Genomic DNA, 25,444 nt, shown 5'->3' with positions numbered 1-25,444 from the left:
GTCAGTGCACCTCGCGCGAAGCCACGCGGTCGCCTTCGCGCACCACGCGGACGGTGAGGAATTCGAGCGGCAGCGCCGGTGCCACTTGCAGCTCCACCCAGAACTGGCCGGCATCGGCGCGCTGCCGCGTGTTGAGGGTCTCGCCCGCGTCGACGCGGTAGGCGGCGTCCGCGCGCGTGCCCGCGAAGGCCCCGCGCCGGAACAGCAGGTCGAGCATCGCGCCGAAGGCACGCTCCACCGTGCGCCGCAGCGCCGGGCCGTTCGGTTCGAACACATAGGTGACGCCGCGCTTCAGGGCCGAACGGCGCAGCAGCGCCATCAGGCGCCGCACGTTGACGGGACGCCAGGGCGCGTCGGGGGTCAGCGTGTCGGCGGTCGAGAGCACGATGCCGTGGGGCGCATTGCGCACCAGGTTCACCTGCGCGTCCAGCAGCGCCTGGCGCTGCGGCGTGTCGGGTGCGAGCGCGGCGGGCAGCAGCGCGACGACGTCGCGCAGCGGCTGGTTGGCGACGGCGATCCAGGCGCCGCGCCGCAGCGCGCTGCCGGCAAGCTGGCCGCAGACGGCGCCATCGGGCGGGAAGCGCAGCACCTCGCGGTCGCGGACGATCACCAGCCACGGGTGGTACAGCGCGCCGTGGGAGAGCGCGCGCGCCTCGTCCTCGCCGAGCGCGGGGGGATGCACCGGGCCGCCCGCGGGGTGCGGCTCGCGCAGGGCGTCCGCATGCGCGATGGCCTGCGTGCGGTCGAAGTGCGCGGGCAAGGCGAGCACCGCCAGCACGTCGCCGCGGCCCGCCGCGCTGCGCAGCATCAGGCGGTGGATGGCGAGCAGTTCGTCGGAGCGCCAGGGCTTCGTCACGAAGCCCGTCTCGCCCACGGTGATGCGCACCGGGCGCGACCAGCCGCTGCGGCGCGGCCCGAGCACCGCGCGCACGCGGAAGTGGTACGAACCGCCGGGGCGTTCGACGGCGGTGTAGCGGCTCGCGAGGGCTTCCTGGAGGATCGTGGCGGCGGCGAACGATGGATCGGAGGCTTCTTCCAGCACGTAGGTCGCACCCGTCTCCACGTCGGTCCAGTACAAGGTGAAGCCGCCCGCCGCATCGGGGTCGGCGCCGCGCTCGAAGGACGGCGCGGGCAGCGGTTCGGCGGCGCAATCGGCGAAAGGTCCCGCGGCCGGCGGCTCCGGATCGGGGAACGCTTCGCCTTCTTCCCAGGCCACGACCTCCGGGGCCGGGATCCAGCCGGGATGCACGGCATCCGGGATGGCGAGCAAGGTCGGCTCGTCGACGAGTTCGGCGCCGGCGCCGCCGAAGAGCGCGTGCATGCCGCGCAAGGGCCGGGGCTCGCCGCCGGCGAGCAGCAGCGCCTCGGCGCGGTCCGCCAGCACGTCGCTCGCGTAGCCGGCGAGTGCCGGCTCCGCGAAGACATGCCACGAGAAATCCGCGAGGCCATCGCGTTCCAGCGCGGAGCGCTCGCGCGGCCAGGGTGCGACGAAGGGAGAGAATCCCGGGAGGTCCAGCAAGGGCAGCCAGAGGCTCTCGTCGGGCGACGCGGGAGCGACCAGGGGGAAGACCGCATCGAGGCCGGACGCGCCAGGGGCACTGCGCAGCACGGGCGACAAGGCCTGCACCGCGCTGCCTTCGCGCACCTGCAACTGCACGCGCAGCACCTGCGCGACGCGCTCTTCGCCCGCGGCGCACCACGCCTGTACGAGCGGCGCGACGTCGGCCTCTTCCCATGCAGGACCTTGCAGTTCGACCAGCGCCGCGCGGTCGCGCGTGGCCGTTTCCACCACCTCCGCTTGCGTGAGCGCGAACCAGGCGGACGGCGCGAGCGGATCGCCGAGCGGCAGCACTTCGCCGAGCTGCGGCATCGCGCCCGCCAGGCGGTCACGCACGTGCAAGAGCCCGGCCTCGTCGATCCAGGAGGACCCGTCGTCCGCTGCGGGAGAGCCTTGCACCAGCGGCTGCAGCGCGCACAGGCTGCGCAGCCGCACAACGGCCAGCCCTGCGGAGGTCCCGATCCCCTCGACGCGCGCATGCAGCCGCACGCCATCGCGCTCGACGCGCAACAGGTCGCCAGCCTGCAACTGCGCCGCGGCAGCGGCCGTCGTGGAGAGCGACAGTGCTTCCGCATCGCCCTCCACGGGCCGCACGCGCAGCACCAGCGTTTCGGTGCGCGCCGCGACGCGCAGCGTGTCGGCGCCGCTGCCCGGCGTCGCAGCCCGCAAGGATGCGGGTGCGAACTGCCAGCCCTGCCCGCCTTCGCGCGGGGTCGCCAGCAGCATGCCCGGTACCGGGAACATGGAGGCTTCGACCGACGCGCCCGCCACCCGCAGGATCCAGCACCGCCGCCCGCCCTGGCTGAAGAAGCTGCGCACGCACGGATGCAGCAGCCCGGACACGGGCTCGCGCGTGTCGCGGTCGCGCGCCAGGGCGATGCCCGTGCCGTACACCGCCTCGAACTCCGCCAGGCTCTCCACCGCGACCGCGCGCACCAGCGGCCCGCGCGTGGCGAAGCCGACGAAGAACGCGATGTCCATGCGCGGCAGGGCTTCGTCGAGCGCCGGGGGCGGCACTTCGAAACGGACGCCCGGCAGGCGGCGCGGCGGCTGCAGGCTCACGGCTTCACTCCATCTCGAGCCGCTCGTAGGCCAGCACCAGTTCTTCCATCGCCACGTCGGTGCCCTTGGCGTTGAAGGGGCCGCTGGTGTGCTTGATGATGCGGGCACGCAGCAGCTTCCAGGTCTGCACCACCTGGGTGTGGTCCTCGTTCTGCAGCTGGATGGTGACGGTGCGCAGCGCGTTCTGGTCGCCGTTGCGGATCTGGTTGAGCCAGGCATAGAGCGACAGCGATCCGATCACGCCGCGCTTCATGGTGACATCGGTGGACTTGTTCAAGCCGGTCACCTTCATCACGCTGTTCTCGCGGCTGTTGCCGTTGCGGTATTCCGCGACGGTCACCTCCATGCCGACGCCGCTCACTTCCTGGAAGCCCGCGTCGGGCCCGTCGGTGGTGCCCGTGCCCAGGTCCACCAGGAAGTTGAACTGCACGTAAGGGCGCTCTCTCTGGACGGCCATGGCCTTCTCCTGTCGTGGCGGGGATCAGACCTTGCGGTCGGCCGTCCACTGGCCGATGCGGAAGATCACGAACTCGGCGGGCTTGAGCGGCGCGACCCCGATGAGGCAGATCAGCCGCCCGTTGTCCAGGTCGTTCTGCGTCATGGTCGACCGGTCGCAGCGCACGAAGAACGCCTTCTCCGGCTTGTCCCCGAGCAGCGCGCCGCTTTGCCATTCGTTGAGGAGGAAGTCCTCGACGGTGCGGCGCACGTTCGCCCAGAGCTGCTCGCCGTTGGGCTCGAACACGGCCCACTGCGTGCCCTTGTCGATGGACCGCTCCAGGTACGCGAAGTAGCGCCGCACGTTGACGTACTTCCACTCCGGGTCCGAGCTGATCGTGCGCGCGCCCCACAGGCGCATGCCGCGGCCCTCGAAGAAGCGGAAGCAGTTGATGCCTTCGGGATTGAGGACCTCCTGCTGGCCCTTGTTCAGGAGCGTCTCGAAGCCGAGCGCCAGCCGCACCACCTCGTTGGCCGGCGCCTTGTAGACGCCGCGGTCGACGTCGTTGCGCGCGTAGATGCCCGCGACGAAGCCGCTGGGGGGCAGGTCGATCTCGTTGCGCGTGACCGGGTCGAGCACGGTGACCCACGGGTAGTACAGCGCGGCGTACTTCGAGTCGATGCGCGCGCGCATGTCGCGCACTTCCGCGATCGTCTGTCCCTCCGCGCTGTCCAGGACGGCGATGCGGTAGCGCATGCGCTCGGCATGCGCGATCAGCAGGCCCTGGATGGCGTCCGCGTCCTCGTCGTAGTTCGCGTAGTCCCAGGTGTAGCCCGGCGCCGCGACGATGGAGATGTCCTCGATGTCCTCGAACTGCCGCAGGCCGAGCGAGTAGGACCGCCGCGGGTCCGCCGCGCCTTCATAGTCGCCGGCCGCGGGGCGTTCGCCGTCGTGCCCGCCTTCGAGCAGGAAATCGGCGGACACGCCCATGGTGAGCTTGTCCTCCACCGACACGTTGCGCAGGCGCTCGGTCTCGGAGGGCTGCAGCAGGGGCAGCGCGTCCCCGTCGAACAGCACCGAGAGGACGTCCGCCGCGTCGCCCACCTGCGTGCCGTCGCGCGCGATCACCAGCGGCAGCAGGCGCGCGTCGGCGGCGGACGCCGGTGACGTGGCGAAGCGGTCGAACACGGAATCGAGCCCGGCGCCCTGTCGGTGCGAGGGGTCGAGCGGCAGGTCCGACCAGGTCGCGAGCTCGCGCGTACCGTCCCGCGACAGCAGCGTGATGGAGAGGGTCACGACGCGCAGCGTGTCGCCGGCGGCCGGCGAAGGATCGGGGAACAGTTCGTCCAGCGTCGGCGTGCCGGAGGGCGCGCTCGGCGGCGAGCCGCTCTCCACCGGCTCGAAGGACCACGTGGCCGTGTCCTCGTTCCAGAGTGCGATGTGGAAGCGGCCGAGGTCGCCTTCGATGGCGGGACTCGTGATGTCCCGGACCCACACCAGGTCGCGGTGGGCCAACGCCCCCACCGTCGTACGCCGCGCGCGGCTCACCGGGTCGACGGCCGCGCCGAGGATGTTCGCGCGCCCCCGCAACGTGAAGCGCACGCGCCAGTTGCCGACGGCTCCGGGGTGGCGGGCCCGCACCATCACGCCGCGCGAGGCGAGGTCCACCACGCGCGCGTGCCCGTCGGCATAGCGCAGCGCGTCGCCGGTACCCGTCGGCGCCGGCACGGACAGTTCGCCGCCGGCCGTGATCGGCTCGTACAGCTGCGCCGGCTCGCCTTCCGCCGCGCCGCCCGCCTGGAACACGCGCGAGACGTAGAGCCGCTTGCCGCCTTCCGTGAAGAAGGCGCGCACCGCGTGCCACAGGAAGTTGGGCGTGCGCCCCGCGTCGCTGAACACGAGCTCGTCGCCGCCGCCGTAGACCTGCTCGAAATCGCCCAGGCTCGTGACGATGTCCGGCTCCAGGTGCACGGGGCCGGAGCGCGCGGCGCCGATGAAGCCCGTGGTGGTCGTCGAGACGCCTTCGATCGACTTGGCGCGGAAGGACACCTCCTCCACGAAGACGCCCGGGGCCAGGTATTCAGGCATGGATGCTCTCCTTCTCGGGTCTGCGGCGCCTCGTCATGCGCCGGCGAAGAGAAACGACGATGCGTCGCTGCGCGCGACGAGCGTGGCGCCGGGCCGCAGCACGAGCGCGCCCAGCGGTTCGGGGGGCGAGCCTGCGTTGCGCAGCAGCGGGACTTCGGGTTGCGCGCGCACCGCCTGCAGGTCCGGGACGGGCTCGGCGGCGAGCGCCGGATCCCAGTACGCGCGCAGTTGCACGTCCCAGCGATTGCGTTCGAAGCCCGCATCGGGCTCGGGGGGCGAGCCGTGCAGCGGCGGGTCGCGCGGGGGCGGCAGGTGGCAGGGCAGCAGCACTTCGCCGCCGGCGTCGGCGAGGCCCTCCCCGAGGCGCAGCACGCCGGCCCAGAGTTCCACGCGCGCCCAGGACAGGGGAGCGTCGGGGTCGGAGGCGCGCCGCAACTGCGCACGCAACAGGCCGACGCCACCGCCGAGGCCGCGCGTCGAAGCGCTGTACAGCGGGATGAAGGGGAGGTCCGCCGGCGGCGAGGCCGGGCCGTCGGGGTCGAGCAGGCCCGCCACGGGCAGTTCGGGCGAGAGGCGCAGCGGCAGGAAGCGCCCGCGCAGGTCGCGCACGCGCAGGCCGAAGGCGCGCCGCGGCGAAGGCGACGCGTCCGCGTCTTCCGGGCGGATGCGCGGCAGACGGTGCGCCACGAAGATGCCTTGCGTGTTCGCCTCCAGCGCCTGCATCCGCCGCGTGACGGGATCCGAAAGTTCCACGCGGAGGCCGGCGGCGACGACGCGGCCGTCGAAGCTGTCGCGGAACATCACCGCGAACGGCGTCCACACCTCCAGGCGGTCCGCGCCGGGCCGCAGCTGGCGCGGCACGAGGAAGCGCGGTTCGGCGCTCACGTGCTCTCCTCCAGCTGCTCGGTGCCCACGCGCAGGTCGCGGACGCGCACGAGGCCGCCTTCGGGCAGCGCGAGCTCGGAGTCGAGCCGCACCATGCGCGCCACGTAGGTGATGGAGGTCTGCCAGCGGGCCTTGTACTTGTCCCACAGCCCGAGGTAGTCGGCGATCGCGGGCGGATCGCAACTGAGTTCCACGGTCTCGTCGGGCTCGAACACCGGCAGCTCGCGGCGGCTCAGCGAGTGGTTCAGCTCGTTGGCGGCGAGGATCGCGTTGTCTTCCAGGAAGCGCATCGCCCATCCGAGCAGGCGCAGTTGCCGTTCGGCCTCGGCCGCCCACGGCGTGAGGAGGAAGTGCAGGTCCACGGGCAGCGAGGGGCGCCGCCGCAGGCCGTCCGCCGCGCGGCGCGGAGCGAGGTTGCGTCCGGGATTCACCGCGACGCGGTACAGCATCAGCGAGAAGCCTTCGTTGATCGCGGCGTTGCCGAAGTCGTGGCTCTGGTACAGCGCGAAGGAAGGCGTGCCGGTGAACTCGTCGCGCGGGCACTGCTGCTCCAGCAGGCGCAGCACCGTGCGCGCGACCGCGGCGATGGCGAGGTGCGTCGCCATGTCAGCCGCCCCGCCCCTTGCGGAAGCGCCGGTACACCACCTGCCCTGCCAGCTCGTGCCTGCTCACCACGCCGCGCCTTTCGAGTTCGTGCAACGCCTCTTGCACCAGGTCCACGGGCACTTCGCCGAACCGCGGCGCGAGCCACCATCGCTGGATGCCCGCGGCCGTGTCGGCGGCGCGCGGGTGCTGCGCGAGGTAGCTCTCGATGCCGTCGGCAACCTCGCCAGGGGTGGGTCGCGCCGGGCTCATCGGATTCGCTGTCAGCTGTGCCTGTGCGTCGTGTTCCTGCAAGACGCGAACCAGGGGTGGAGTGCTGCGGAATCAAGCACTTGCGTGCGGGGTGGGGCCGGTGGGCCCTGCGGCGCCTGCGTCGCGCCTGGGGCGACGGCGCCCTCGCCGGCACGCACGGAGCCACGGCCGGTGGCCGTGCGACGAAAGGGAGGGCTGCGTCAGTCCCGCGGCGGGCGCGCGTCGGCGTCGCGCTGCAGCCCGTACTTGCGCACGAGCTTGCCGAAGCGGCTGCGTTCCTTGCCGGCCAGGCGCGCGGCGAGGCTCAGGTTGCCCTTCGCTTCGGCGAGGAGGTCGAGCACGTAGCGGCGCTCGAATTCCGCGATCACCTGCGCCTTGGCGCGCGCGAAGGCGATCGGCGACGGCGCAGTCGTCCCGGCGCGGGGCAGCGGCGCGAAGCCGGCGGGAAGGGGAAGGCCCAGCGTGATCGACTGGCCCTGGGCGGTGAGGAAGGCGCGGTGCACGCGATGCTCCAGCTCGCGCACGTTGCCGGGCCAGGGCTGCCCCGCCCGCAGCGCGGCAAGGCTGGCGTCGTCGAGCGTGCGCGGCACGCCGTACTGGCGGCACAGGCGTTCCGTGAAGACGCGCGCGAGCAGCACCGCGTCGCCTTCACGCTCGCGCAAGGGCGGCAGCGTCACGGTGAGCAGGTTGAGGCGGTAGAGGAGGTCGCGGCGGAAGCGGCCTTCGGCGGCCAGTGCTTCCAGGTCGGCGTTGCTCGCGGCAATGACGCGCACGTCGCCGCACTGGAAGCGCGCGCCGCCGACGGGCCGGTAGCTGTGGTCCTGGACGAAGCGCAGGATCGCGGCCTGCGCGCGCGGGCTGAGTGAGTCCACCTCGTCGAGGAACAGCGTGCCGCCTTGCGCCAGCGCGATCATGCCGCGGGCGTCCTGCTTGGCGTCGGTGAACGCGCCGCGGACGTGGCCGAACAGCTCCGCCTCGAGCAGGCTGTCGGTGATCGCGCCGCAGTTGACCGGCACGAAGGGCCCGTCCTGCCGCGCGCCGAGGTAGTGGATGGCGCGGGCGGCGAGTTCCTTGCCCGTGCCCGTTTCGCCGCCGATCAGCACCGTCGCGTCCACGCGCGACCATTGGCACAGGGACGCAAGCACGCGCCGGAACGACGCAGAGGCCCCGATCAGGTTGAGCGCAGCCCAGTCGGGCTCGCTCTCCGGCTCCCGTGCGGGAGCCGCGGAGTGCTGGGCGTGCCCCTGCCGCCCTGTGGCCGTAAGCATGGCGTGTCCTCCCCCGCGCTTTGCAAATCACTCTAGCACTGGGGTTGCCGCGCACCAACGCGGCTGCAGGACGCCACGAGCCCGCACATCCGTGGCCGGATTTTGCAGCGGCATCGATTCGTAACGCGCGCGACGGCGCCCTTCGCCTGAAGAGCGGCGCGCTGCGGGCACACGGTCGTGCAGCAGCGGCTGGCTTACAGAATTTTCCCTAAGGCCGGCAGGAAGGCGCTATTGCCTTACTGGCGTTCCTGCAGCCCGCGCAGCGCGCGGTCCATGCGTGCGAACACGGGGTTGCGGATGGAGGCGAGTTCGTCGCCCGGACGGCTGTGCAGGGCCATCCCCAGGTAAGGCACCACGCTGTGCGCGCCGAAGCCCCAGCGCCTGCCTTCGGGCATCAGGCTGGGGGTCTTCTCGGGAGGACGGGAGGCGCGCATCATGGTCGGGACGCCAGTTTCGCACACGGTCGCCGGGCGGCCTACCCTTTTTTACAAGGGCACCCGAAGTGCGTGAATCCTGCCGCCCCCAGGCGCGTCAGGCGGACGTCAGCACCAGTGCGACGAGGGTCCAGGCCACCAGCGACACCACGCCGCCGGTGAGCCACAGGGTGGCATCGCCGAAGAAGCCTTCCGCTTCGGCCGGCAGGCCCCAGGCCAGGACGACCGGGTTGCTCTCGGTGCGCGCATCTCGGGAATCGTTCGCCATGTCGGTTCCTTCGCACTGTGAGCGGCCATGCTCGGAGCGCCGCGGCGCGCGCCGTGTGGGAAAACGCCTTCGCGCTGCGTAGTCGCGGCTCTGCCGGGCTTGCACGAAGCCGCCGTCCGACACGCGCGTGGGAGGCACGCCTACACGGGAGCCGCGCCTCAGCGATAAGGTCCCGGCAACCACGGAGAAGCCCCATGGCCCAACCAGGCCTCACGATCCCGGTCCCCCTGCGCACGCGCGACGAACGCCGCCAGGCGGAGCGCTTCCATGCGGCCATGCCGGTCAGCATCGACGGCCAGGAAGGCACGACGCAGGACCTCAGCACCACCGGCCTCTCCTTCCACGCGGAACACGCGTACGAGCCCGGCGCGCGCATCGAGGTCGTGATCGAGTACCTGCTGGACGGCCACCAGTACCCGCTGCGCTGCGAAGCCGAAGTGGTGCGCAGCGTGCCCGACGCCGCCGGCTTCACGGTCGGCGCGCGGCTGCTGCCGACTGCGGAGATCCCTGCGGCCGCGCTCGGCGAAGACGAGGCCGCGCCCCGCTCGCACCTGCGCAGCGTCGACTAGCGCAGCGTCGGCGGCGCCGCGATTTCCTCGCCCTCGAAGAAGGGCGTCACCAGCCGCGCCGCGACGCCGATGCGTTCGCCCTGGCGCTCCACGCGCACGACCTTGCCTTCGCAGAGCAGCCGGTGCCGCCGGCCCTGCAGCGTGTACTCCAGCTGGAAGTTCACGAGCGCGCCCGCCCGCGGCTCGGCGTCGGTCTCGAAGTACACGCCTTGCGCGCTGATGTTGTGCGTCCTGCCCGCGCCCTGCGCGGTGTGCACGGGCATGTGGGTGTCGAACCGGACCGCGCCCCGCTGGTCGCGCGGGGCCCGGGCCGCCTTGCTGCCGGCCATGGCACGTCCTTCCCTCGATTGGAAACAGTCCACGCTAGGCCGCGTGGCGGCGCGGGCCTGTAGGCGCGCAGCGACGCGAGGCCGTCGCCGCGGGAGGACAGCATCCGCGCGCACGCGAAGGCGGCGGCACAATGACAGGCGATGCACCTGCCCTGGCTCCAACCCGGCGACCCCTTCCCCGATCCCGCGCAGGCCTGGGACGAGCGGCAGCCGGCTCCCGGCCTGCTGGCCGCCGGCGGCGCGCTCGACGTGGACAGCCTGCAGCGCGCCTATGCCAGCGGCATCTTCCCGTGGTTCAGCGAAGGCCAGCCGATCCTGTGGTGGAGCACCGACCCGCGCATGGTGCTGTTCACCGGCGAGTTCAGGCTGCACCGCTCGCTGCGCAAGACGGTCGCGAAGTTCGCCGCGGACCCGCGCTGCGAGATCCGCTTCGACAGCGACTTCGACGCGGTGATCCGCGCCTGCGCCACCAGCCAGCGCCCGGGACAGTCCGGCACCTGGATCGTGCCGGCGATGGTCGCCGCCTACCAGTCCTTCCACCGCGCAGGCTTCGCGCACAGCGTGGAGACCTGGATCGACGGCCGCCTCGCGGGTGGCCTGTACTGCGTGGTGATCGGCCGCGCGGTGTTCGGCGAGTCGATGTTCACGCGCGTGCCCGACGCGTCCAAGATTGCGCTGGCCGCGTTGGTCGCGTGGTGCCGGCAGGCGGGCGTGACCGCCATCGACTGCCAGCAGAACACCCGCCACCTCGCCTCGCTCGGCGCGCGCGAGATCCCGCGAGAGGAATTTGTCCAACATGTGAAGGGGCAGGCGGTGCGCGCCCCTGCACCGTGGCAATTCGAACCCGTATACTGGGACGCACTCCTGCCGCACACTTCCGAAGCGTGACGCACCTCAAGGATCTTCCGCTCCAGACGCTGCAGTTCTATGCGACGGCGCCCTATCCTTGCAGCTACCTGCCGGGCAAGCAGGCCCGCTCGCAGGTGGCGACGCCCAGCCACCTGATCCACAACGACGCGTACTCGGACCTGGTCACCAGCGGCTTCCGGCGCAGCGGCATGTTCACGTACCGCCCCTACTGCGACGGCTGCCGCGCCTGCGTGCCGCTGCGCGTGCTGGTGGACGGCTTCCGGCCGAACCGCAGCCAGCGCCGCGCGTGGAAGCAGCATGCCAACCTCACGGCGCGGGTGCTCAAGCTCTGCTTCGTCCCCGAGCACTACCACCTGTACCTGCGCTACCAGACCGGCCGCCACGCGGGCGGCGGCATGGACCACGACAGCATCGACCAGTACACCCAGTTCCTGCTGCAAAGCCGGGTCAACTCGCGGCTGGTGGAGTTCCGCGAGACGCACGCGGACGGCACGCAAGGGGCCTTGCGCATGGTCTCGATCCTCGACGTGCTGAACGACGGCATCTCCGCGGTCTACACCTTCTACGAACCGGATCCGGACGCGAGCTACGGCACCTGGAGCGTGCTCTGGCAGATCGACCAGGCGCGCCGCCTCAAGCTGCCGCACGTCTACCTGGGCTACTGGATCGGCGAAAGCCCCAAGATGAACTACAAGGCGCGCTTCCAGCCGCACGAGGTGCTGCTGGACGGCGAGTGGCGCCCCGGCGACCCGGACGCGTGACCCCGATCGATTTCATCTCGTAAAATGCTGGGCGAGGATCCGCCCATGCGACAAAAAGACTCCCAGGCCCCGGCCACCCCGACCATCCAGGTGATCGAGCGCATGTTCGCGCTGATCGACGTGCTGGCCTCGCGCGAGGAGGCGATCTCGCTCAAGGAGATCAGCGAGAAGACGGGCCTGCACCCGTCGACGACGCACCGCATCCTGAACGACCTCGCGACCGGCCGCTTCGTGGACCGCCCGGAGGCGGGCAGCTACCGCCTCGGCATGCGCCTGCTGGAGCTGGGCAACCTGGTGAAGGCGCGCCTGAACGTGCGCGACGCCGCGCTGTCGCCGATGCGCGAGCTGCACAAGCAGATCCAGCAGCCGGTGAACCTGAGCGTGCGCCAGGGCGACGAGATCGTCTACGTGGAGCGCGCGTACAGCGAGCGCTCCGGCATGCAGGTGGTGCGCGCGATCGGCGGGCGCGCGCCGCTGCACCTCACGTCCACGGGCAAGCTGTTCCTCGCCGCGGACGATCCGCAGCGCGTGCGCGCCTATGCCACGCGCACGGGCCTCGCCGGGCACACCAGGAACAGCATCACGCAGCTGCCCATCCTGGAGCGCGAACTCGCGAAGGCGCGCCAGTACGGCATCGCGCGCGACAACGAGGAACTGGAGCTGGGCGTGCGCTGCATGGCCGCGGGCATCTACGACGACCAGGCGAAGCTGGTGGCGGGCCTGTCGATCTCCGCGCCGGCGGACCGGCTGGACGAGAACTGGCTGCAGAAGCTGCAGGCGACCGCGGAAGAGATCTCGGCGGCGCTGGGGTACAAGCCGCCGACGCAGCGGCTCGCGGCATAGCCTCCCGTCATCCCCGCGGAGGCGGGGACCCACGGCGTTCGGAAAAAAGCCCCGCAGCGCGGGGCTTTCTCATGGGAGCTCTGGTTCCCCGCCTTCGCGGGGATGACGAAGGGGTGGCGGGGATGCCGGAACGATCAACCGCTGACTTGCCGGATGACCGTGTTCCCGCCCGTCGTCGGCAGCGGCACGCCCGTGGGCGAGTGTGTCTCCACCCAGCGGCGCACGCGTTCGGCGTCGCCGATGCGGCTCAGCTTGCCGGCGGAATCCAGGAACACCATCACGAGCTTGCGGCCCGCGACCTTCGCCTGCATCACCAGGCACTGGCCGGCCTCGGAGATGTAGCCCGTCTTCTGCAGGGCGATTTCCCAGTTCGGGTTCTTCACCAGGCGGTTCGTATTGCCGAACTGCAGCGTGCGGCGGCCGACTTCGACGGCGGCGCCGGTCGAGGTGGACAGCTCGCTGAGCATTGAATCCTGGGCGGCGACCACTACCAGTCGCGCGAGGTCCTGCGCGCTCGACTGGTTGCGGCTGGACAGGCCCGTCGGTTCGACGTACTTGGTGTCGTTCATGCCCAGCAGCTGCGCGCGCTGGTTCATGGCCTCGACAAACGCGTTCAGTCCGCCCGGATAGGTGCGGCCCAGCGCGTGCGCGGCGCGGTTCTCGCTGGACATCAGGGCCAGGTGCATGAGTTCGCCGCGGCTCAGGGTCGTGCCGACCCGCAGGCGCGAGCTGCTGCCCTTTTCGGTGTCGACGTCGTCCTGGGTGATGGTGATCTGTTCGTCCATCGGCAGCTTGGCTTCGCTGATCACGAGGCCGGTCATGAGCTTGGTGATGGACGCGATCGGCAGCACGGCCGAATCGTTCTTGCGCAGGAGGATCTCGTTCTTGTCCTGGTCGATCACCAGGGCCACGCTGGACTTCAGCTCCAGGTCGTCCTGCGTGGAATGCAGGCCGGCCAGCTGCCCGAAAGACGGCTTCGCGGGAGCCAGGCGCACCACCGAACGCGGACGCGGAGCCGCGGCATAGGTCCGCGTGACCCGCGCCTTCTTGACGATGCTCGTGCTTTCCTTCTTGGCGACCCGCTTGGGCGAAGCTGCTTCGGCCTGAGCGGGAGCCAGCGCCAGAGCCAGAACACTCAGGGCGATGGTATGTACGAATCGGTTCAAGTGCGGTACTCCTGGCAACGACGTCCGGGGATGTAGGAGACTGCTGACATCCCTGGCGCGAAGTGTACTTCGGCCGTGTACTTCACGCGGCAATATTTACAAAAATCAAGTACTTAGGAGCGTAAGCTCACGGCTGAGCTTCAATATAGGGAAAAACCCTAGACGTTGCCGCCTCCCTGCGCCGCGACGCGCTCCACCTTGCTGTGCAGCTTGTTCAACGCGCTGAGGTACGCCTTGGCCGACGCGACCACGATGTCCGGGTCGGCGCCCACGCCGTTGACCACGCGGCCGGAGTTCTGCAGCCGCACCGTCACCTCGCCCTGGCTCTCGGTGGAGCCGCTGATGGCGTTCACCGAATACAGCACCATCTCGGCGCCGCTCTTCACCTGGCTCTCGATCGCCTTGAGCGACGCGTCGACGGGCCCGTTGCCGTCCGCCTCGCCCCGGATTTCCCGGCCTTCGGCCGTGAACACCACCTCGGCATGCGGGCGCTCGCCCGTCTCGCTGTGTTGCCGCAAGGAGACAAGCCGGTAAGCCTCCTGCTCGCTGGTGACCGCCTCGTCGCTCACCAGGGCCAGGATGTCCTCGTCGAAGATCTCGCTCTTGCGGTCCGCCAGCTCCTTGAACTTGGCGAAGGCCGCGTTGATCTCGCTCTCGCTGTCCAGCACCACGCCGAGCTCCTGCAGGCGCTGCTTGAAGGCGTTGCGGCCCGACAGCTTGCCCAGCACGATCTTGTTGGCGGACCAGCCCACGTCCTCGGCGCGCATGATCTCGTAGGTGTCGCGCGCCTTGAGCACGCCGTCCTGGTGGATGCCGCTCGCGTGCGCGAAGGCGTTCGCGCCGACGACCGCCTTGTTCGGCTGCACGACGAAGCCCGTCGTCTGGCTCACCATGCGGCTCGCCGCCACGATGTGGCTCGTGTCGATGGCCACTTCCAGGCCGAAGTAGTCCTTGCGGGTCTTCACCGCCATCACCACTTCTTCCAGCGAGCAGTTGCCGGCGCGCTCGCCCAGGCCGTTGATCGTGCACTCGACCTGGCGGGCGCCGCCCAGCTTCACGCCGGCGAGCGAGTTCGCCACCGCCATGCCCAGGTCGTTGTGGCAGTGCACCGACCAGACCGCCTTGTCGGAGTTGGGGATGCGCTCGCGCAGCGTCTTGATGAAGTTGCCGTACAGCTCCGGGATGGCGTAGCCGACCGTGTCGGGCACGTTGATCGTCGTCGCGCCCTCGCGGATCACCGTTTCCAGCACGCGGCAGAGGAAGTCGACGTCGCTGCGGTAGCCGTCCTCGGGCGAGAACTCGATGTCGGCGCACAGGTTGCGCGCGAAGCGCACCGACTGCTTCGCCTGCTCCAGCACCTGCTCGGGCGTCATCCGCAGCTTCTTCTCCATGTGCAGCGGCGAGGTCGCGATGAAGGTGTGGATGCGGGCGCGCGCCGCGCCCTTCAGGGCCTCGGCGGCCCGCGAGATGTCGCGGTCGTTGGCGCGCGACAGCGAGCAGATCGTCGAGTCCTTGATCGCGGCCGCGATCGCCTGCACGGCCTCGAAGTCGCCGTTGGAGCTGGCGGCGAAGCCCGCCTCGATGACGTCGACCTTCAGGCGCTCGAGCTGGCGCGCGATGCGCAGCTTCTCGTCCTTGGTCATGGACGCCCCGGGCGACTGCTCGCCGTCCCGCAGGGTCGTGTCGAAGATGATCAGTTGGTCTGCCATGTCGTTTCCTTCTGGTGCGCCCGGGCGCGCTGCACGCCCGAGGCGATGGCCTTGAGCGAAGCGGCCACGATGTTCGAATCCATGCCCACGCCGAACAGCGTGCGGTCGCCGACGCGCAGTTCGAGGTAGGCCACGGCGCGGGCATCCGCGCCCGAGCCGATCGCATGCTCATGGTAGTCGAGCACGCGGATGCTTTCGCCGATGGCGCGGCCGAGGCCTTCCACGAAGGCGTCGATCGGGCCGTTGCCGGTACCCCGCACGCCGAAGGCGCGGCCGCCGATCTTCACCTGCGCGGCGAGCGCGACGATGCTGCCGCCCTCGGCCGTGCGCTGCTCCTCCAGGACCTGGTGCTGCGGGACGGCCGTGGTCTTCAGGCCGTACTCGCGCTCGAAGACGTCCCAGAGGTCCTGCGCCGACAGCTCCTTGCCGCTCGCGTCCATCACGCCCTGCACGACCTGGCTGAACTCGATCTGCAGGCGCCGGGGCAGCTCCAGCTGGTACTCGGCCTCGAGCAGGTAGGAGATGCCGCCCTTGCCCGACTGGCTGTTCACGCGGATCACGGCCTCGTAGCTGCGGCCCAGGTCCTTCGGGTCCAGCGGCAGGTAAGGCATGTCCCAGACGTCGCCTTCCTTGCGGGCGGCGAACGCCTTCTTGATCGCGTCCTGGTGCGAACCCGAGAAGGAGGTGTAGACGAGGTCGCCGACGTACGGGTGGCGCGGGTGCACCGGGATCTGGTTGCAGTGCTCCACCGTGCGGCGGATCTCGTCGATGTCGGAGAAGTCGAGGCCGGGGTCCACGCCCTGGCTGTACAGGTTGAGTGCGACGTTCACCAGGTCGAGGTTGCCGGTGCGCTCGCCATTGCCGAACAGGCAGCCTTCCAGGCGGTCCGCGCCGGCCATGACGGCGAATTCACCGGCCGCGGTGCCCGTGCCGCGGTCGTTGTGCGGGTGCACCGAGAGGACGATGCTGTCGCGGCGCGCGAGGTGGCGGTGCATCCACTCGATCATGTCCGCGAAGATGTTGGGCGTGGAGTGCTCCACCGTCGACGGCAGGTTGACGATGCACTTGCGCTGCGGCGTTGGCTGCCAGACGGCGGTCACCGCATCGACCACGCGCTTGGCGAACGCGAGCTCCGTGCCGGAGAACATCTCGGGCGAGTACTGGAACACCCAGTCGGTTTCCGGCTGCTGCGCGGCGAGTTCCCGGAACAGGCGCGCCTGCGAGGTCGCGAGGTCGACGATGCCGTCCTCGTCCAGGCCCAGCACCACCTTGCGCATGACGGGCGCCGTGGCGTTGTACAGGTGCACGATCACGCGGCGGGCGCCCTGCAGCGACTCGAAGGTGCGGCGGATGAGGGGTTCGCGCGCCTGCGTGAGCACCTGGATGGTCACGTCGGCGGGGATGCGGTCCTCCTCGATCAGCTTGCGGAGGAAGTCGAACTCCACCTGCGACGCCGAGGGGAAGCCCACCTCGATCTCCTTGAAGCCGATCTTCACGAGCGTCTCGAACATGCGCAGCTTGCGCGGGATGTCCATGGGCTCGATCAGCGCCTGGTTGCCGTCCCGCAGGTCCACGCTGCACCACACGGGCGGCTTCGCCAGCACCGCGTCCGGCCAGGTGCGGTCGCTCAGGCGCACCGGGGGGAAGGCGCGGTACTTGGCGGCGGGGTTCTTCAACATCGGCATGGTCGTGGTCTCGCTGGGTGGGTGTGGTACCAGCAGCCCCAAAAGGAAACGGCCCGCTGCTGGTGCAAACGGGCCGTGATCCGGGAATTCGTGACGCGCGCGCGCTCTACCCTCTCCGCCCGTGGGGGGATAGCAGTAGGGCCAGGGCGATGCGGGTCATGGAATCCACTGTAGCACACCGGTTCCGCGCTGCAGCATCAGGGTTTTTTCTAGCGATGGAGCCCGGACTCTTCCGGCTCGTCGGTCGACGTGCTGATGACGCTCGCGCGCTCGCCGCGCGCCTTGCGCCAGCCGTAGATCACGTAGCCCGAGAGGCCGTAGATCACGAAGACCGCGAACAGGACGATGGGCGGGTGGATGTTGACCACGGCGATGCCCAGGGCGATCAGCACGATCACCGCGAAGGGCACGCTCTTCTTCATCTGGATGTCCTTGAAGCTGTAGAAGGGCACGTTGGTCACCATCGTGAGCCCCGCGTACAGCGCCACGCCGAACATGACCCAGGACACGTCGTACGGCTTGATCTGCGACTCGGTCATGATCCAGATGAAGCCGGTGACCAGCGCGGCGGCCGCCGGCGACGGCAGGCCCTGGAAGTAGCGCTTGTCGACCACCCCGGTGTTCACGTTGAAGCGCGCCAGCCGCAGCGCGGCGCACGCGCAGTAGACGAAGGCGGCGATCCAGCCCCAGCGGCCCAGGCCCTTCAGCGCCCACTCGTAGGCGATCAGCGCCGGCGCGGCGCCGAAGGAGACCATGTCCGAGAGCGAGTCCATCTGCTCGCCGAAGGCGCTCTGCGTATTGGTCATCCGCGCCACGCGGCCGTCGAGGCTGTCGAGGACCATGGCGCTGAAGACGCCCACGGCCGCCAGGTCGAAGCGGCCGTTCATGGCCATGACGATCGCGTAGAAGCCGCCGAAGAGCGCGGCCAGGGTGAAGAGGTTGGGAAGGATGTAGATGCCCTTGCGGCGCTTGCGCACCACCACGCCCTCGGCCGGCATCTCGTCCTCGTGTCCGTCGTGCATGGGCTCAAGTGTAAGGGGCTAGGGCCTAGGGTCTAGGGGCTAGGGAACAACAGAAAAGGGCCAGGAAGTTTCCTCCCTAGCCCCTAGGCCCTAGCCCCTAGTCCCTGCGGAACGTCAGTTCCGCGACTGGTCCACCAGCTTGTTCTTCTTGATCCAGGGCATCATGGCGCGCAGCTGCTCGCCCACGACCTCGATCGAGTGTTCCGCGGTGATACGGCGGCGGGACTGCAGGGTCGGGGCGCCGGCGCGGTTCTCGAGGATGAAGGACTTGGCGTACTCGCCGGTCTGGATGTCCTTCAGGCACTGCTTCATGGCCTTCTTGGTCTCCTCCGTCACGATGCGCGGGCCCGTGACGTACTCGCCGTATTCGGCGTTGTTGGAGATCGAGTAGTTCATGTTCGCGATGCCGCCTTCGTAGATCAGGTCCACGATCAGCTTCAGCTCGTGCAGGCACTCGAAGTAGGCCATCTCGGGCGCGTAGCCGGCTTCCACCAGCGTCTCGTAGCCGGCCTTGATCAGTTCCACGGTGCCGCCGCACAGCACGGCCTGCTCGCCGAACAGGTCGGTCTCGGTCTCTTCGCGGAAGTTGGTCTCGATGATGCCGGCCTTGCCGCCGCCGTTGGCCATCGCGTACGACAGGGCCAGGTCACGGGCGCGGCCGGTCTTGTCCTGGTGCACGGCCACCAGGTGGGGCACGCCGCCGCCCTGGCTGTAGGTGCTGCGCACGGTGTGGCCGGGGGCCTTGGGGGCGACCATCCACACGTCGAGGTCGGCGCGCGGCACGACCTGGCCGTAGTGCACGTTGAAGCCGTGCGCGAAGGCGAGGGACGCGCCCTGCTTGATGTTCGGCTCGACGTCGTTCTTGTAGACGGCGGCGATCTGCTCGTCGGGCAGCAGGATCATCACGACGTCGGCAGACTTCACGGCCTCGCCGACTTCCGCGACCTTCAGGCCGGCCTTCTCGACCTTCGGCCAGCTCGCGCCGCCCTTGCGCAGGCCGACGATGACCTTGACGCCGCTGTCGTTCAGGTTCTGCGCGTGCGCATGGCCTTGCGAGCCGTAGCCGATGATCGCGACCGTCTTGCCCTTGATCAGGCTGAGGTCACAGTCCTTGTCGTAATAAACCTTCATGAGTCTCTCCAGGGTGAAATCGTTTGTGGGGAAGAAAGGGGTTCAGACGCGGAGGATGCGTTCGCCGCGGCCGATGCCGGAGGCACCCGTGCGCACGGTCTCCAGGATCGCGCTGCGGTCGATGGCCTGCAGGAACGCGTCGTTCTTGGCCTGGTCGCCGGTGAGCTCGATCGTGTAGCTCTTGTCGGTGACGTCGATGACGCGGCCGCGGAAGATGTCCGCCATGCGCTTCATCTCCTCGCGTTCCTTGCCCACCGCGCGCACCTTCACCATCATGAGCTCGCGCTCGGTGTAGCTGCCTTCGGTGAGGTCGACGACCTTCACCACCTCGATGAGGCGGTTCAGGTGCTTGGTGATCTGCTCGATCACGTCGTCGGAGCCGGTGGTCTGGATCGTCATGCGCGACAGCGACGCGTCTTCCGTCGGCGCCACGGTGAGCGATTCGATGTTGTAGCCGCGGGCCGAGAACAGGCCCACCACGCGGGACAGGGCGCCGGGCTCGTTCTCGAGCAGCACGGCAATGATGTGCTTCATGTCTGATTCCTCTTTTCGCCGCCCTCCTCCGCTGCCGGTAAGCAGGGGACTCGGCGGTCAATAGATTCGTCTTGGTGGTTGATCGGTCAGGAGAACGCAGAGGTCGCAGAGGTTGCGCAGAGGTCGCAGAGGAATTCCTCTGGACGTCTTCTCTGCGACCTCTGCGCGATCTCTGCGACCTCTGCGTTCAAAAAGTCTTCAAAGATCCTCGGAACCCAGAAGCATCTGCGTGATGCCCGCCCCCGCCTTCACCATCGGCCAGACGTTCTCGGTCGGGTCGGTGCGGAAGTCCATGAACACCGTGCGGTCCTTGAGCTTGCGTGCTTCGCGCAGCGCCGGCTCCACGTCGCCCGGCTTCTCGATCAGCATGCCGACGTGGCCGTAGGCTTCGGCGAGCTTCACGAAGTTGGGCAGCGCGTCCATGTAGCTGTGGCTGTAGCGGCCCTCGTAGTCCAGCTGCTGCCACTGGCGCACCATGCCCAGGTAGCGGTTGTTCAGCGAGATGACCTTGATCGGGGTGTTGTACTGCAGGCAGGTCGAGAGTTCCTGGATGCACATCTGCACCGAGCCTTCGCCCGTCACGCAGAACACCTCGGCCTCCGGCTTCGCCAGCTTGATGCCCATCGCGTACGGGATGCCGACGCCCATCGTGCCCAGGCCGCCCGAGTTGATCCAGCGGCGCGGCTCCTGGAACTTGTAGAACTGCGCGGCCCACATCTGGTGCTGGCCCACGTCGGACGTGATGTAGGTCTCCACGTCCTTCGTCATGTTCCACAGCGTCTCGATCACGTGCTGCGGCTTGATGACGTCCTTGTTCCCGCGGTCGTAGCGCAGGCAGTCCTTCCTGCGCCAGCTCTCGATGGTCTCCCACCAGGAACCCAGCGCGCTGGCATCGGGCTTGACGCCGGACTCCTTGATCTGGGCGATCAGCTCCGCCAGCACTTCCTTCACGTCGCCGACGATCGGGATGTCGACCTTCACGCGCTTGGAGATGCTGGAGGGGTCCACGTCGATGTGGATGATCTTGCGCTCGCTCTGCGCGAAGTGCTTCGGGTTGCCGATCACGCGGTCGTCGAAGCGCGCGCCCACGGCCAGCAGCACGTCGCAGTTCTGCATCGTGTTGTTGGCCTCGATGGTCCCGTGCATGCCCAGCATGCCGAGGAACTTGGGGTCCGTGCCGGAAATGGCGCCCAGGCCCATCAGCGTGTTGGTGCAGGGATAGCCCAGCATGTTCGCCAGGGTGCGCAGCTCCTCGCTGGCATTGCCCAGGATCACGCCGCCGCCCGAATAGATGTACGGGCGCTTGGCGGACAGCAGCAGCTGCAGCGCCTTGCGGATCTGCCCGCTGTGGCCCTTGTGCACCGGCTTGTACGAGCGCATTTCCAGCTTGTCGGCGTAGCCGTTCCAGCCCGTCTTGTTGAACGAGACGTCCTTCGGGATGTCCACCACCACCGGGCCGGGACGGCCGCTGCGGGCGATGTGGAAGGCCTTCTTCATCACCGTCTCGAGGTCGCGCACGTCCTTCACCAGGAAGTTGTGCTTGACGATCGGGCGCGTGATGCCCACGGTGTCGCATTCCTGGAAGGCGTCCAGGCCGATCGCGGCCGTGGGCACCTGTCCGGTGACGATCACCATGGGGATGGAATCCATGTACGCGGTCGCGATGCCGGTCACCGCGTTGGTCACGCCGGGGCCGGAGGTCACCAGGGCCACGCCCACGTCGCCGGTGGCGCGCGCATAGCCGTCGGCCGCGTGCACGGCGGCCTGCTCGTGGCGCACCAGCACGTGCTGGATGGTGTCCTGCTTGTAGAACGCGTCGTAGATGTGCAGCACCGCGCCGCCCGGATAGCCCCAGACGTACTTCACGCCTTCGGCCTGCAGGGACTTGACGAGGATTTCGGCGCCGCGGAATTCGGAGGGCTGGCCGGCAGTGGCTGCGGCCGCGGAGCTCAGCTCCGTGCGGGAGATTTCCATGATCAACCTTTCGGGTTTCGACTTCGAACCTTGGGGTGCCCCTTGCCACTCCTTGTGGGAGCGCGTCGGGACTTAGAGCACCGGGCCATGGGCGGGCCGATCGCACCGCCGGACCAGGACTCGTTTGCCTTTGACTTGCAGCGCGCATTATCGCACTGCAACAAGCCGTTCGCCTAGCCCGACTGCACCGATGCCATAATTCGCGCCGCTTCAGCGCACGACGACAAGACCGAACCGGACTCCTTGGCCACCGAACGCGAACTCTCGGACTTCCTGCAGGGCGTGGAAAAGCGTGCCTTCAAGCGCACCGTCTACCACGTGCGCGACGAGGAAGCCGCCCTGGACATCGTGCAGGACAGCATGATGAAGCTGGCGGAGCACTACGGCGACAAGCCGCCGAACGAGCTGCCGATGCTGTTCCAGCGCATCCTGTCCAACTGCACGCTGGACTGGTTCCGGCGCCAGAAGACCCGCAACGCGCTCTTCTCCAACCTGAGCGACTTCGAATCCGCGTCGGACGACGGGGATTTCGACCTGCTGGAAACTTATTCCTCGCCCGAACAGTCCCAGCAGGTCGAAAGCGCGGAAGATTCCACGCGCCGGGCCCAGGTCCTGAGGGAGATCGAACTGGAGATCATGGAACTGCCCGCCCGTCAACGCGAAGCGTTTCTGATGCGTTACTGGGAAGACATGGACGTGGCCGAGACGGCCGCGGCCATGGGCTGCTCGGAAGGAAGCGTCAAGACGCATTGCTCCCGGGCGGTCGCCGCCCTCAGCAAGGCCCTGAAGGCGAAGGGAATCCAACTATGACGACGACCGACTTTCCGCGTACCCCTGCCCCGGCCGACCCGTTCGGCCGCGCGGTCGCGCGTCGCCTGTCGGCCGGCACGGACGAGCTGAGCTACGAAACGCGCGAGCGCCTGCGCGCTGCCCGCGTGCGCGCCCTGGCCGCGCGCAAGGTGGAAGACGTTGCGCCTGTCACCGTCGGACGTGGCGGCGCCGCAACGCTCGGCCTCGGCGAGCGCACCTGGTTCAACCGGGTGGCCTCCGTGCTGCCGCTGGTGGTGCTGGCCGCGGGCCTCGTGCTGATCCACACCTTCCAGGCGGACCGCCGCGCCAGCGAGCTGGCCGAGGTGGATGCCGCCCTCCTCACGGACGACCTGCCGCCGGCCGCCTACGCCGACCCGGGCTTCGTCCAGTTCCTCAAGACGGGCGGCGGCAACTGACGCGGAGCCGCCCGCCCATGACGCCGCCCCTGCGCCCGGCCCTTCCCACGCTGCTGCTGCTGGCCGCCGGCTTCGTGCTGGCCGCCGCCTCGGCTGCCGTGGCGCAGGCGCAGCCTGCCGCTCCGGCCTCTGCCGTCGTCGGCCAGGCCAGCAAGCCCTCCGTCTCCACGAAAGAGCCGATCCGTCCCGCGGCCGTGCGCAACGCGCCGCCGACGCGCGCCGAGGCCCAGCCCACCTGGGCCGAGCTCACCGGGCACCAGCAGCAGGCCCTGGCCCCCCTGGCGGCCACCTGGCGCACGCTGGGCGAGGCGCACAAGCGCAAGTGGCTCGTGCTGTCCGAGAACTTCCACTCCATGCCGCCGCCGGAGCAGGCGCGCCTGCACAGCCGCATGACGGAATGGGCCGCCCTGTCGCCGCAGCAGCGCACCGCCGCCCGGCTCAACTTCGCCGAGGTGGAGAAGGTCGCGCCCGACGACAAGCGCGCGAAGTGGGAGGCCTACCAGGCCCTGCCACCCGAGGAAAAGAAGAAGCTGCAGCAGCGGGCCGCCGCCGCCAAGCCGGCGCCGCCGCCCACCGCGATCGCCGTGCAGCCGGTGCCGAAGGAGAAGCTGGCCAAGATCCCGCCGAAGGGCAAGAAGCCCGAGGCTTCCCCGCAGCCCGCCCCGGCCGCGCAGCCCGCGCAGCCCGCGCCGCCCGCCGCCCCCGCCCCCGTGGAAGGCAGCGCCCTGCTGCCCACGCCCGCGTCCCCCACCGCGCCTTGACCGCCCCCGATCCCCTCACCGCGCCCGGCATCGCGCGGCGCCTCGCCTGCCTGTTCTACGAAGCCTTCCTGGCGTTCGCGATCGCGCTGGCGACCGCCTTCGTGTTCTCCGTGTTCACGCAAATGCGGCACGCGCTGCGCGGGCGCGAGGCGCTGGCGGTCGCGATCGTGCTGGTGCTGGGCCTGTACTTCACGTGGTGCTGGTCGCGCGGTCGCACGCTGCCCATGCAGACCTGGCGCATCCGCATCATCGGCCCGCAGGGAGGCGCGCCCTCGCTGGCGCGGGCGTGGTTCCGCTACGTGCTGTGCTCGGTGTGGCTGCTGCCGCCGCTCGCCTTCTTCGCCCACCAGCGCGTCACGGACTGGAAACCCGTCACGGCCGTCCTGCTTGGCTGGATCGTGTTCTGGGCCCTGCTGAGCCGGCTGCATCCGCAGCGGCAGTTCTGGCACGACGCCTGGGCCGGCACGCGGCTGGTCGACGTCGCGAAGCCGCCCGCCGCCTCGTAGACAATCGCGGCATGAGCACGTCCCCCGAGTCGCTCGGCCAGCCGGTCAACCCGCAGAAGCTGCGCACGGGCTTCGTCCGCCTGTGGCACGCCACCGGCTACTCGCTGGCGGGCCTGCGCGCCGGCTGGGGCGAAGCCGCCTTCCGCCTGGAGGCCTGCCTCGCCTGCGTGATGGTCCCGCTCGCCTTCTGGATCGGGAGCGGCTGGGTGGAGGTGGCGCTGCTCGCCGGCTCCGTGCTCCTGCTGATGATCGTGGAACTGCTCAACACCGCGGTCGAAGCGGCGATCGACCGCATCGGCCCCGAGTGGCACGCGCTGTCCAAGCGCGCCAAGGACATGGGCAGCGCCGCCGTCTTCCTCGCCACCCTGCTGGCCGGCGGCATCTGGGCCGCGGGCCTCTGGCACTTCTTCTTCGCATGACCCCCCGCTTTTCCCTCTGCGTCTACTGCGGTTCCCGTCCGGGGGCCGACCCGTCCTTCGCCCGCGTCGCCACCGAAGTCGGCCACTGGATTGGCGCCCACGGCGGCCAGCTGGTCTACGGCGGCGGCAACAACGGCCTCATGGGCGTGCTCGCGACGGCGGCCCTGGAAGCCGGCGCGCGCGTCGTCGGCGTGATCCCGCATTCGATGGTCGAACGCGAATGGGCCAAGCGCGATTGCACCGAGCTGCACATCGTGGACAACATGCACCAGCGCAAGTCCATGATGGCCGAACGCGCCGATGCCTTCCTGGCGCTGCCGGGCGGCATCGGCACCTTCGAGGAGCTGTTCGAGGTGTGGAGCTGGCGGATGCTGGACTTCCACCGCAAGCCGGTGGGCATCCTGGACCAGGGAGGCTACTACCGCACGCTGCTCCAGTTCCTGGAGCAGGCCGTGGGACACGGCTTCATGAACGAGCGCCAGATGGAGCTGCTGACGGTGGACGAGGATCCGGCGCGGCTGCTGCGCAGCCTGGTGCAAGGGGCGGGGATCGATCCGCGGCCGGTGGATGTTTCGCAGATTTGAGGACGAACGGTGGGGTTCGCTTCGCTCACCGTCCGCGGCTTCGCCGCGCCACCCTACAGGACCGGTGTAGGGTGGGCCGGCGTCAGCCGGCGCAGGTGAGCGAAGCGAACCCCACCGATCGGCGTCTCAGACCGCGCTCTCGTCCACCTCGCCCGTGCGGATCCGCACCACGCGTTCGACCGTCGTCACGAAGATCTTCCCGTCGCCGATCTTGCCGGTGCGCGCGGCCTTGATGATGGCGTCCACGCAGCGGTCCACGTCGTCGTCCTTCACCACCACTTCCACCTTCACCTTCGGCAGGAAGTCCACCACGTACTCGGCGCCGCGATAGAGCTCGGTGTGCCCCTTCTGGCGGCCGAAGCCCTTGACTTCGGTGACGGTCAGGCCGGTGACGCCGCACTCCGCCAGCCCTTCGCGGACCTCTTCCAGCTTGAAGGGTTTGACGATGGCGGTGATCTGCTTCATGGATGCTCCAGGGAAATCGTTCTAGAAGGGTCCGCG

Annotated in this window: 28 protein-coding genes; 10 read left to right on the top strand and 18 right to left on the bottom strand. The window is 69.5% G+C overall.

The annotated features are described in order from the left end of the window. Position 1 precedes the first annotated feature (1 nt). The 9 genes from H8N03_RS10760 to H8N03_RS10720 all read right to left on the bottom strand — a co-directional run bounded on the left by H8N03_RS10760 (position 2) and on the right by H8N03_RS10720 (position 8,854). On the bottom strand, positions 2-2,620 hold the full coding sequence (locus H8N03_RS10760) for a phage tail sheath family protein (protein ID WP_187076160.1): 2,619 nt from the start codon (positions 2,618-2,620) through the stop codon (positions 2-4). Between the two features lie 4 nt (positions 2,621-2,624). Beyond that, complete coding sequence (locus tag H8N03_RS10755) at positions 2,625-3,077, bottom strand: phage tail protein (protein ID WP_187076159.1); 453 nt, start codon at positions 3,075-3,077, stop codon at positions 2,625-2,627. Between the two features lie 24 nt (positions 3,078-3,101). Beyond that, complete coding sequence (locus H8N03_RS10750) at positions 3,102-5,144, bottom strand: phage tail sheath family protein (protein WP_187076158.1); 2,043 nt, start codon at positions 5,142-5,144, stop codon at positions 3,102-3,104. A 33-nt stretch (positions 5,145-5,177) separates the two neighbouring features. Further along, positions 5,178-6,029, bottom strand: a complete 852-nt coding sequence (locus tag H8N03_RS10745) for a hypothetical protein (RefSeq protein WP_187076157.1) — start codon at positions 6,027-6,029, stop codon at positions 5,178-5,180. Beyond that, positions 6,026-6,634, bottom strand: coding sequence for a Pvc16 family protein (locus H8N03_RS10740; protein WP_187076156.1), 609 nt, complete (start codon positions 6,632-6,634; stop codon positions 6,026-6,028). The genes H8N03_RS10745 and H8N03_RS10740 overlap by 4 nt, the downstream gene beginning before the upstream one ends. A gap of 1 nt (position 6,635) precedes the next feature. Beyond that, a complete protein-coding gene (locus tag H8N03_RS10735) occupies positions 6,636-6,884 on the bottom strand; it encodes a hypothetical protein (RefSeq protein WP_187076155.1) in 249 nt (82 codons plus the stop codon). Between the two features lie 200 nt (positions 6,885-7,084). After that, entirely contained in the window at positions 7,085-8,152 is a 1,068-nt protein-coding gene (locus tag H8N03_RS10730) for a sigma 54-interacting transcriptional regulator (protein ID WP_187076154.1), read from the bottom strand. Between the two features lie 236 nt (positions 8,153-8,388). Next, positions 8,389-8,589: a hypothetical protein gene (locus H8N03_RS10725; RefSeq protein ID WP_187076153.1), complete on the bottom strand. Its 201-nt coding sequence runs from the start codon at positions 8,587-8,589 to the stop codon at positions 8,389-8,391. A 94-nt stretch (positions 8,590-8,683) separates the two neighbouring features. Further along, positions 8,684-8,854, bottom strand: coding sequence for a hypothetical protein (locus tag H8N03_RS10720; protein WP_187076152.1), 171 nt, complete (start codon positions 8,852-8,854; stop codon positions 8,684-8,686). A gap of 194 nt (positions 8,855-9,048) precedes the next feature. On the opposite strand from H8N03_RS10720, the gene H8N03_RS10715 reads away from it, so the two are divergent. Further along, complete coding sequence (locus H8N03_RS10715) at positions 9,049-9,423, top strand: PilZ domain-containing protein (RefSeq protein WP_187076151.1); 375 nt, start codon at positions 9,049-9,051, stop codon at positions 9,421-9,423. Here H8N03_RS10715 and H8N03_RS10710 read toward each other — a convergent pair. Continuing rightward, positions 9,420-9,752 (bottom strand): PilZ domain-containing protein, encoded by a 333-nt coding sequence (locus H8N03_RS10710; RefSeq protein ID WP_187076150.1) that lies wholly within the window; start codon positions 9,750-9,752, stop codon positions 9,420-9,422. The two genes, H8N03_RS10715 and H8N03_RS10710, sit on opposite strands and share 4 nt — an antisense overlap. A gap of 141 nt (positions 9,753-9,893) precedes the next feature. Here H8N03_RS10710 and aat point away from each other — a divergent pair, with 141 nt between their 5' ends. Genes aat through H8N03_RS10695 form a run of 3 tightly spaced genes read left to right on the top strand, consistent with a single transcriptional unit; the run spans position 9,894 to position 12,226 of the window. Beyond that, the gene (gene aat / locus H8N03_RS10705; protein WP_187076149.1) at positions 9,894-10,640 is read left to right on the top strand and encodes a leucyl/phenylalanyl-tRNA--protein transferase; all 747 of its coding nucleotides are present in this window, start codon (positions 9,894-9,896) and stop codon (positions 10,638-10,640) included. Then, complete coding sequence (locus H8N03_RS10700; RefSeq protein WP_187076148.1) at positions 10,637-11,383, top strand: arginyltransferase; 747 nt, start codon at positions 10,637-10,639, stop codon at positions 11,381-11,383. The genes aat and H8N03_RS10700 overlap by 4 nt, the downstream gene beginning before the upstream one ends. Before the next feature lie 45 nt (positions 11,384-11,428). Continuing rightward, entirely contained in the window at positions 11,429-12,226 is a 798-nt protein-coding gene (locus tag H8N03_RS10695) for an IclR family transcriptional regulator (RefSeq protein ID WP_187076147.1), read from the top strand. Between the two features lie 134 nt (positions 12,227-12,360). Here H8N03_RS10695 and pbpG read toward each other — a convergent pair whose 3' ends face one another. The 7 genes from pbpG to H8N03_RS10660 form a co-directional block, all read right to left on the bottom strand. After that, a complete protein-coding gene (gene pbpG / locus H8N03_RS10690) occupies positions 12,361-13,392 on the bottom strand; it encodes a D-alanyl-D-alanine endopeptidase (RefSeq protein ID WP_255428156.1) in 1,032 nt (343 codons plus the stop codon). A gap of 158 nt (positions 13,393-13,550) precedes the next feature. Further along, positions 13,551-15,101: a 2-isopropylmalate synthase gene (locus H8N03_RS10685; protein ID WP_187076145.1), complete on the bottom strand. Its 1,551-nt coding sequence runs from the start codon at positions 15,099-15,101 to the stop codon at positions 13,551-13,553. Continuing rightward, positions 15,086-16,780 (bottom strand): 2-isopropylmalate synthase, encoded by a 1,695-nt coding sequence (gene leuA / locus H8N03_RS10680; protein WP_187076144.1) that lies wholly within the window; start codon positions 16,778-16,780, stop codon positions 15,086-15,088. Before leuA ends, H8N03_RS10685 begins: the two co-directional genes overlap by 16 nt. 215 nt (positions 16,781-16,995) lie before the next feature. Then, entirely contained in the window at positions 16,996-17,808 is an 813-nt protein-coding gene (gene pssA, locus H8N03_RS10675) for a CDP-diacylglycerol--serine O-phosphatidyltransferase (RefSeq protein ID WP_187076143.1), read from the bottom strand. A gap of 114 nt (positions 17,809-17,922) precedes the next feature. After that, positions 17,923-18,939, bottom strand: a complete 1,017-nt coding sequence (gene ilvC / locus H8N03_RS10670) for a ketol-acid reductoisomerase (protein ID WP_187076142.1) — start codon at positions 18,937-18,939, stop codon at positions 17,923-17,925. A gap of 42 nt (positions 18,940-18,981) precedes the next feature. After that, the gene (gene ilvN / locus H8N03_RS10665; RefSeq protein ID WP_187076141.1) at positions 18,982-19,473 is read right to left on the bottom strand and encodes an acetolactate synthase small subunit; all 492 of its coding nucleotides are present in this window, start codon (positions 19,471-19,473) and stop codon (positions 18,982-18,984) included. Between the two features lie 198 nt (positions 19,474-19,671). Next, on the bottom strand, positions 19,672-21,447 hold the full coding sequence (locus tag H8N03_RS10660; protein ID WP_187076140.1) for an acetolactate synthase 3 catalytic subunit: 1,776 nt from the start codon (positions 21,445-21,447) through the stop codon (positions 19,672-19,674). Between the two features lie 243 nt (positions 21,448-21,690). Between H8N03_RS10660 and H8N03_RS10655 the strand changes: the two genes are divergently transcribed. The 6 genes from H8N03_RS10655 to H8N03_RS10630 are packed head-to-tail and all read left to right on the top strand — an operon-like array spanning position 21,691 to position 24,943. Continuing rightward, the gene (locus tag H8N03_RS10655; protein ID WP_187076139.1) at positions 21,691-22,257 is read left to right on the top strand and encodes an RNA polymerase sigma factor; all 567 of its coding nucleotides are present in this window, start codon (positions 21,691-21,693) and stop codon (positions 22,255-22,257) included. Next, entirely contained in the window at positions 22,254-22,673 is a 420-nt protein-coding gene (locus H8N03_RS10650) for a DUF3619 family protein (protein WP_187076138.1), read from the top strand. Before H8N03_RS10655 ends, H8N03_RS10650 begins: the two co-directional genes overlap by 4 nt. Positions 22,674-22,690: 17 nt before the next feature. Next, a complete protein-coding gene (locus H8N03_RS10645; RefSeq protein WP_187076137.1) occupies positions 22,691-23,434 on the top strand; it encodes a DUF3106 domain-containing protein in 744 nt (247 codons plus the stop codon). Further along, a complete protein-coding gene (locus tag H8N03_RS10640; RefSeq protein WP_187076136.1) occupies positions 23,431-23,940 on the top strand; it encodes an RDD family protein in 510 nt (169 codons plus the stop codon). The genes H8N03_RS10645 and H8N03_RS10640 overlap by 4 nt, the downstream gene beginning before the upstream one ends. A gap of 11 nt (positions 23,941-23,951) precedes the next feature. Further along, the gene (locus H8N03_RS10635) at positions 23,952-24,359 is read left to right on the top strand and encodes a diacylglycerol kinase (protein WP_187076135.1); all 408 of its coding nucleotides are present in this window, start codon (positions 23,952-23,954) and stop codon (positions 24,357-24,359) included. Continuing rightward, entirely contained in the window at positions 24,356-24,943 is a 588-nt protein-coding gene (locus tag H8N03_RS10630; protein ID WP_187076134.1) for an LOG family protein, read from the top strand. Before H8N03_RS10635 ends, H8N03_RS10630 begins: the two co-directional genes overlap by 4 nt. A gap of 126 nt (positions 24,944-25,069) precedes the next feature. Here H8N03_RS10630 and H8N03_RS10625 read toward each other — a convergent pair whose 3' ends face one another. Further along, complete coding sequence (locus H8N03_RS10625; protein ID WP_187076133.1) at positions 25,070-25,408, bottom strand: P-II family nitrogen regulator; 339 nt, start codon at positions 25,406-25,408, stop codon at positions 25,070-25,072. Positions 25,409-25,444 lie beyond the last annotated feature (36 nt).

This window comes from Ramlibacter cellulosilyticus (genome assembly GCF_014297465.1).
Classification (GTDB): Bacteria; Pseudomonadota; Gammaproteobacteria; order Burkholderiales; family Burkholderiaceae_C; genus Ramlibacter; species Ramlibacter cellulosilyticus.
Note: the sequence above shows the minus strand (reverse complement) of the source record. Positions and strands in the feature narration are given on the sequence as shown.

Bases quoted from the DNA above. Each gene is read 5' to 3' on its own strand.
- H8N03_RS10755 (WP_187076159.1), bottom strand. From the start codon at position 3,077: ATGGCCGTCCAGAGAGAGCGCCCTTACGTGCAGTTCAACTTCCTGGTG.
- H8N03_RS10750 (WP_187076158.1), bottom strand. From the start codon at position 5,144: ATGCCTGAATACCTGGCCCCGGGCGTCTTCGTGGAGGAGGTGTCCTTC.
- H8N03_RS10740 (WP_187076156.1), bottom strand. From the start codon at position 6,634: ATGGCGACGCACCTCGCCATCGCCGCGGTCGCGCGCACGGTGCTGCGC.
- H8N03_RS10735 (WP_187076155.1), bottom strand. From the start codon at position 6,884: ATGAGCCCGGCGCGACCCACCCCTGGCGAGGTTGCCGACGGCATCGAG.
- H8N03_RS10730 (WP_187076154.1), bottom strand. From the start codon at position 8,152: ATGCTTACGGCCACAGGGCGGCAGGGGCACGCCCAGCACTCCGCGGCT.
- H8N03_RS10725 (WP_187076153.1), bottom strand. From the start codon at position 8,589: ATGATGCGCGCCTCCCGTCCTCCCGAGAAGACCCCCAGCCTGATGCCC.
- H8N03_RS10720 (WP_187076152.1), bottom strand. From the start codon at position 8,854: ATGGCGAACGATTCCCGAGATGCGCGCACCGAGAGCAACCCGGTCGTC.
- H8N03_RS10715 (WP_187076151.1), top strand. From the start codon at position 9,049: ATGGCCCAACCAGGCCTCACGATCCCGGTCCCCCTGCGCACGCGCGAC.
- H8N03_RS10710 (WP_187076150.1), bottom strand. From the start codon at position 9,752: ATGGCCGGCAGCAAGGCGGCCCGGGCCCCGCGCGACCAGCGGGGCGCG.
- aat (WP_187076149.1), top strand. From the start codon at position 9,894: ATGCACCTGCCCTGGCTCCAACCCGGCGACCCCTTCCCCGATCCCGCG.
- H8N03_RS10695 (WP_187076147.1), top strand. From the start codon at position 11,429: ATGCGACAAAAAGACTCCCAGGCCCCGGCCACCCCGACCATCCAGGTG.
- H8N03_RS10685 (WP_187076145.1), bottom strand. From the start codon at position 15,101: ATGGCAGACCAACTGATCATCTTCGACACGACCCTGCGGGACGGCGAG.
- leuA (WP_187076144.1), bottom strand. From the start codon at position 16,780: ATGTTGAAGAACCCCGCCGCCAAGTACCGCGCCTTCCCCCCGGTGCGC.
- pssA (WP_187076143.1), bottom strand. From the start codon at position 17,808: ATGCACGACGGACACGAGGACGAGATGCCGGCCGAGGGCGTGGTGGTG.
- ilvC (WP_187076142.1), bottom strand. From the start codon at position 18,939: ATGAAGGTTTATTACGACAAGGACTGTGACCTCAGCCTGATCAAGGGC.
- ilvN (WP_187076141.1), bottom strand. From the start codon at position 19,473: ATGAAGCACATCATTGCCGTGCTGCTCGAGAACGAGCCCGGCGCCCTG.
- H8N03_RS10660 (WP_187076140.1), bottom strand. From the start codon at position 21,447: ATGGAAATCTCCCGCACGGAGCTGAGCTCCGCGGCCGCAGCCACTGCC.
- H8N03_RS10650 (WP_187076138.1), top strand. From the start codon at position 22,254: ATGACGACGACCGACTTTCCGCGTACCCCTGCCCCGGCCGACCCGTTC.
- H8N03_RS10645 (WP_187076137.1), top strand. From the start codon at position 22,691: ATGACGCCGCCCCTGCGCCCGGCCCTTCCCACGCTGCTGCTGCTGGCC.
- H8N03_RS10635 (WP_187076135.1), top strand. From the start codon at position 23,952: ATGAGCACGTCCCCCGAGTCGCTCGGCCAGCCGGTCAACCCGCAGAAG.
- H8N03_RS10630 (WP_187076134.1), top strand. From the start codon at position 24,356: ATGACCCCCCGCTTTTCCCTCTGCGTCTACTGCGGTTCCCGTCCGGGG.
- H8N03_RS10625 (WP_187076133.1), bottom strand. From the start codon at position 25,408: ATGAAGCAGATCACCGCCATCGTCAAACCCTTCAAGCTGGAAGAGGTC.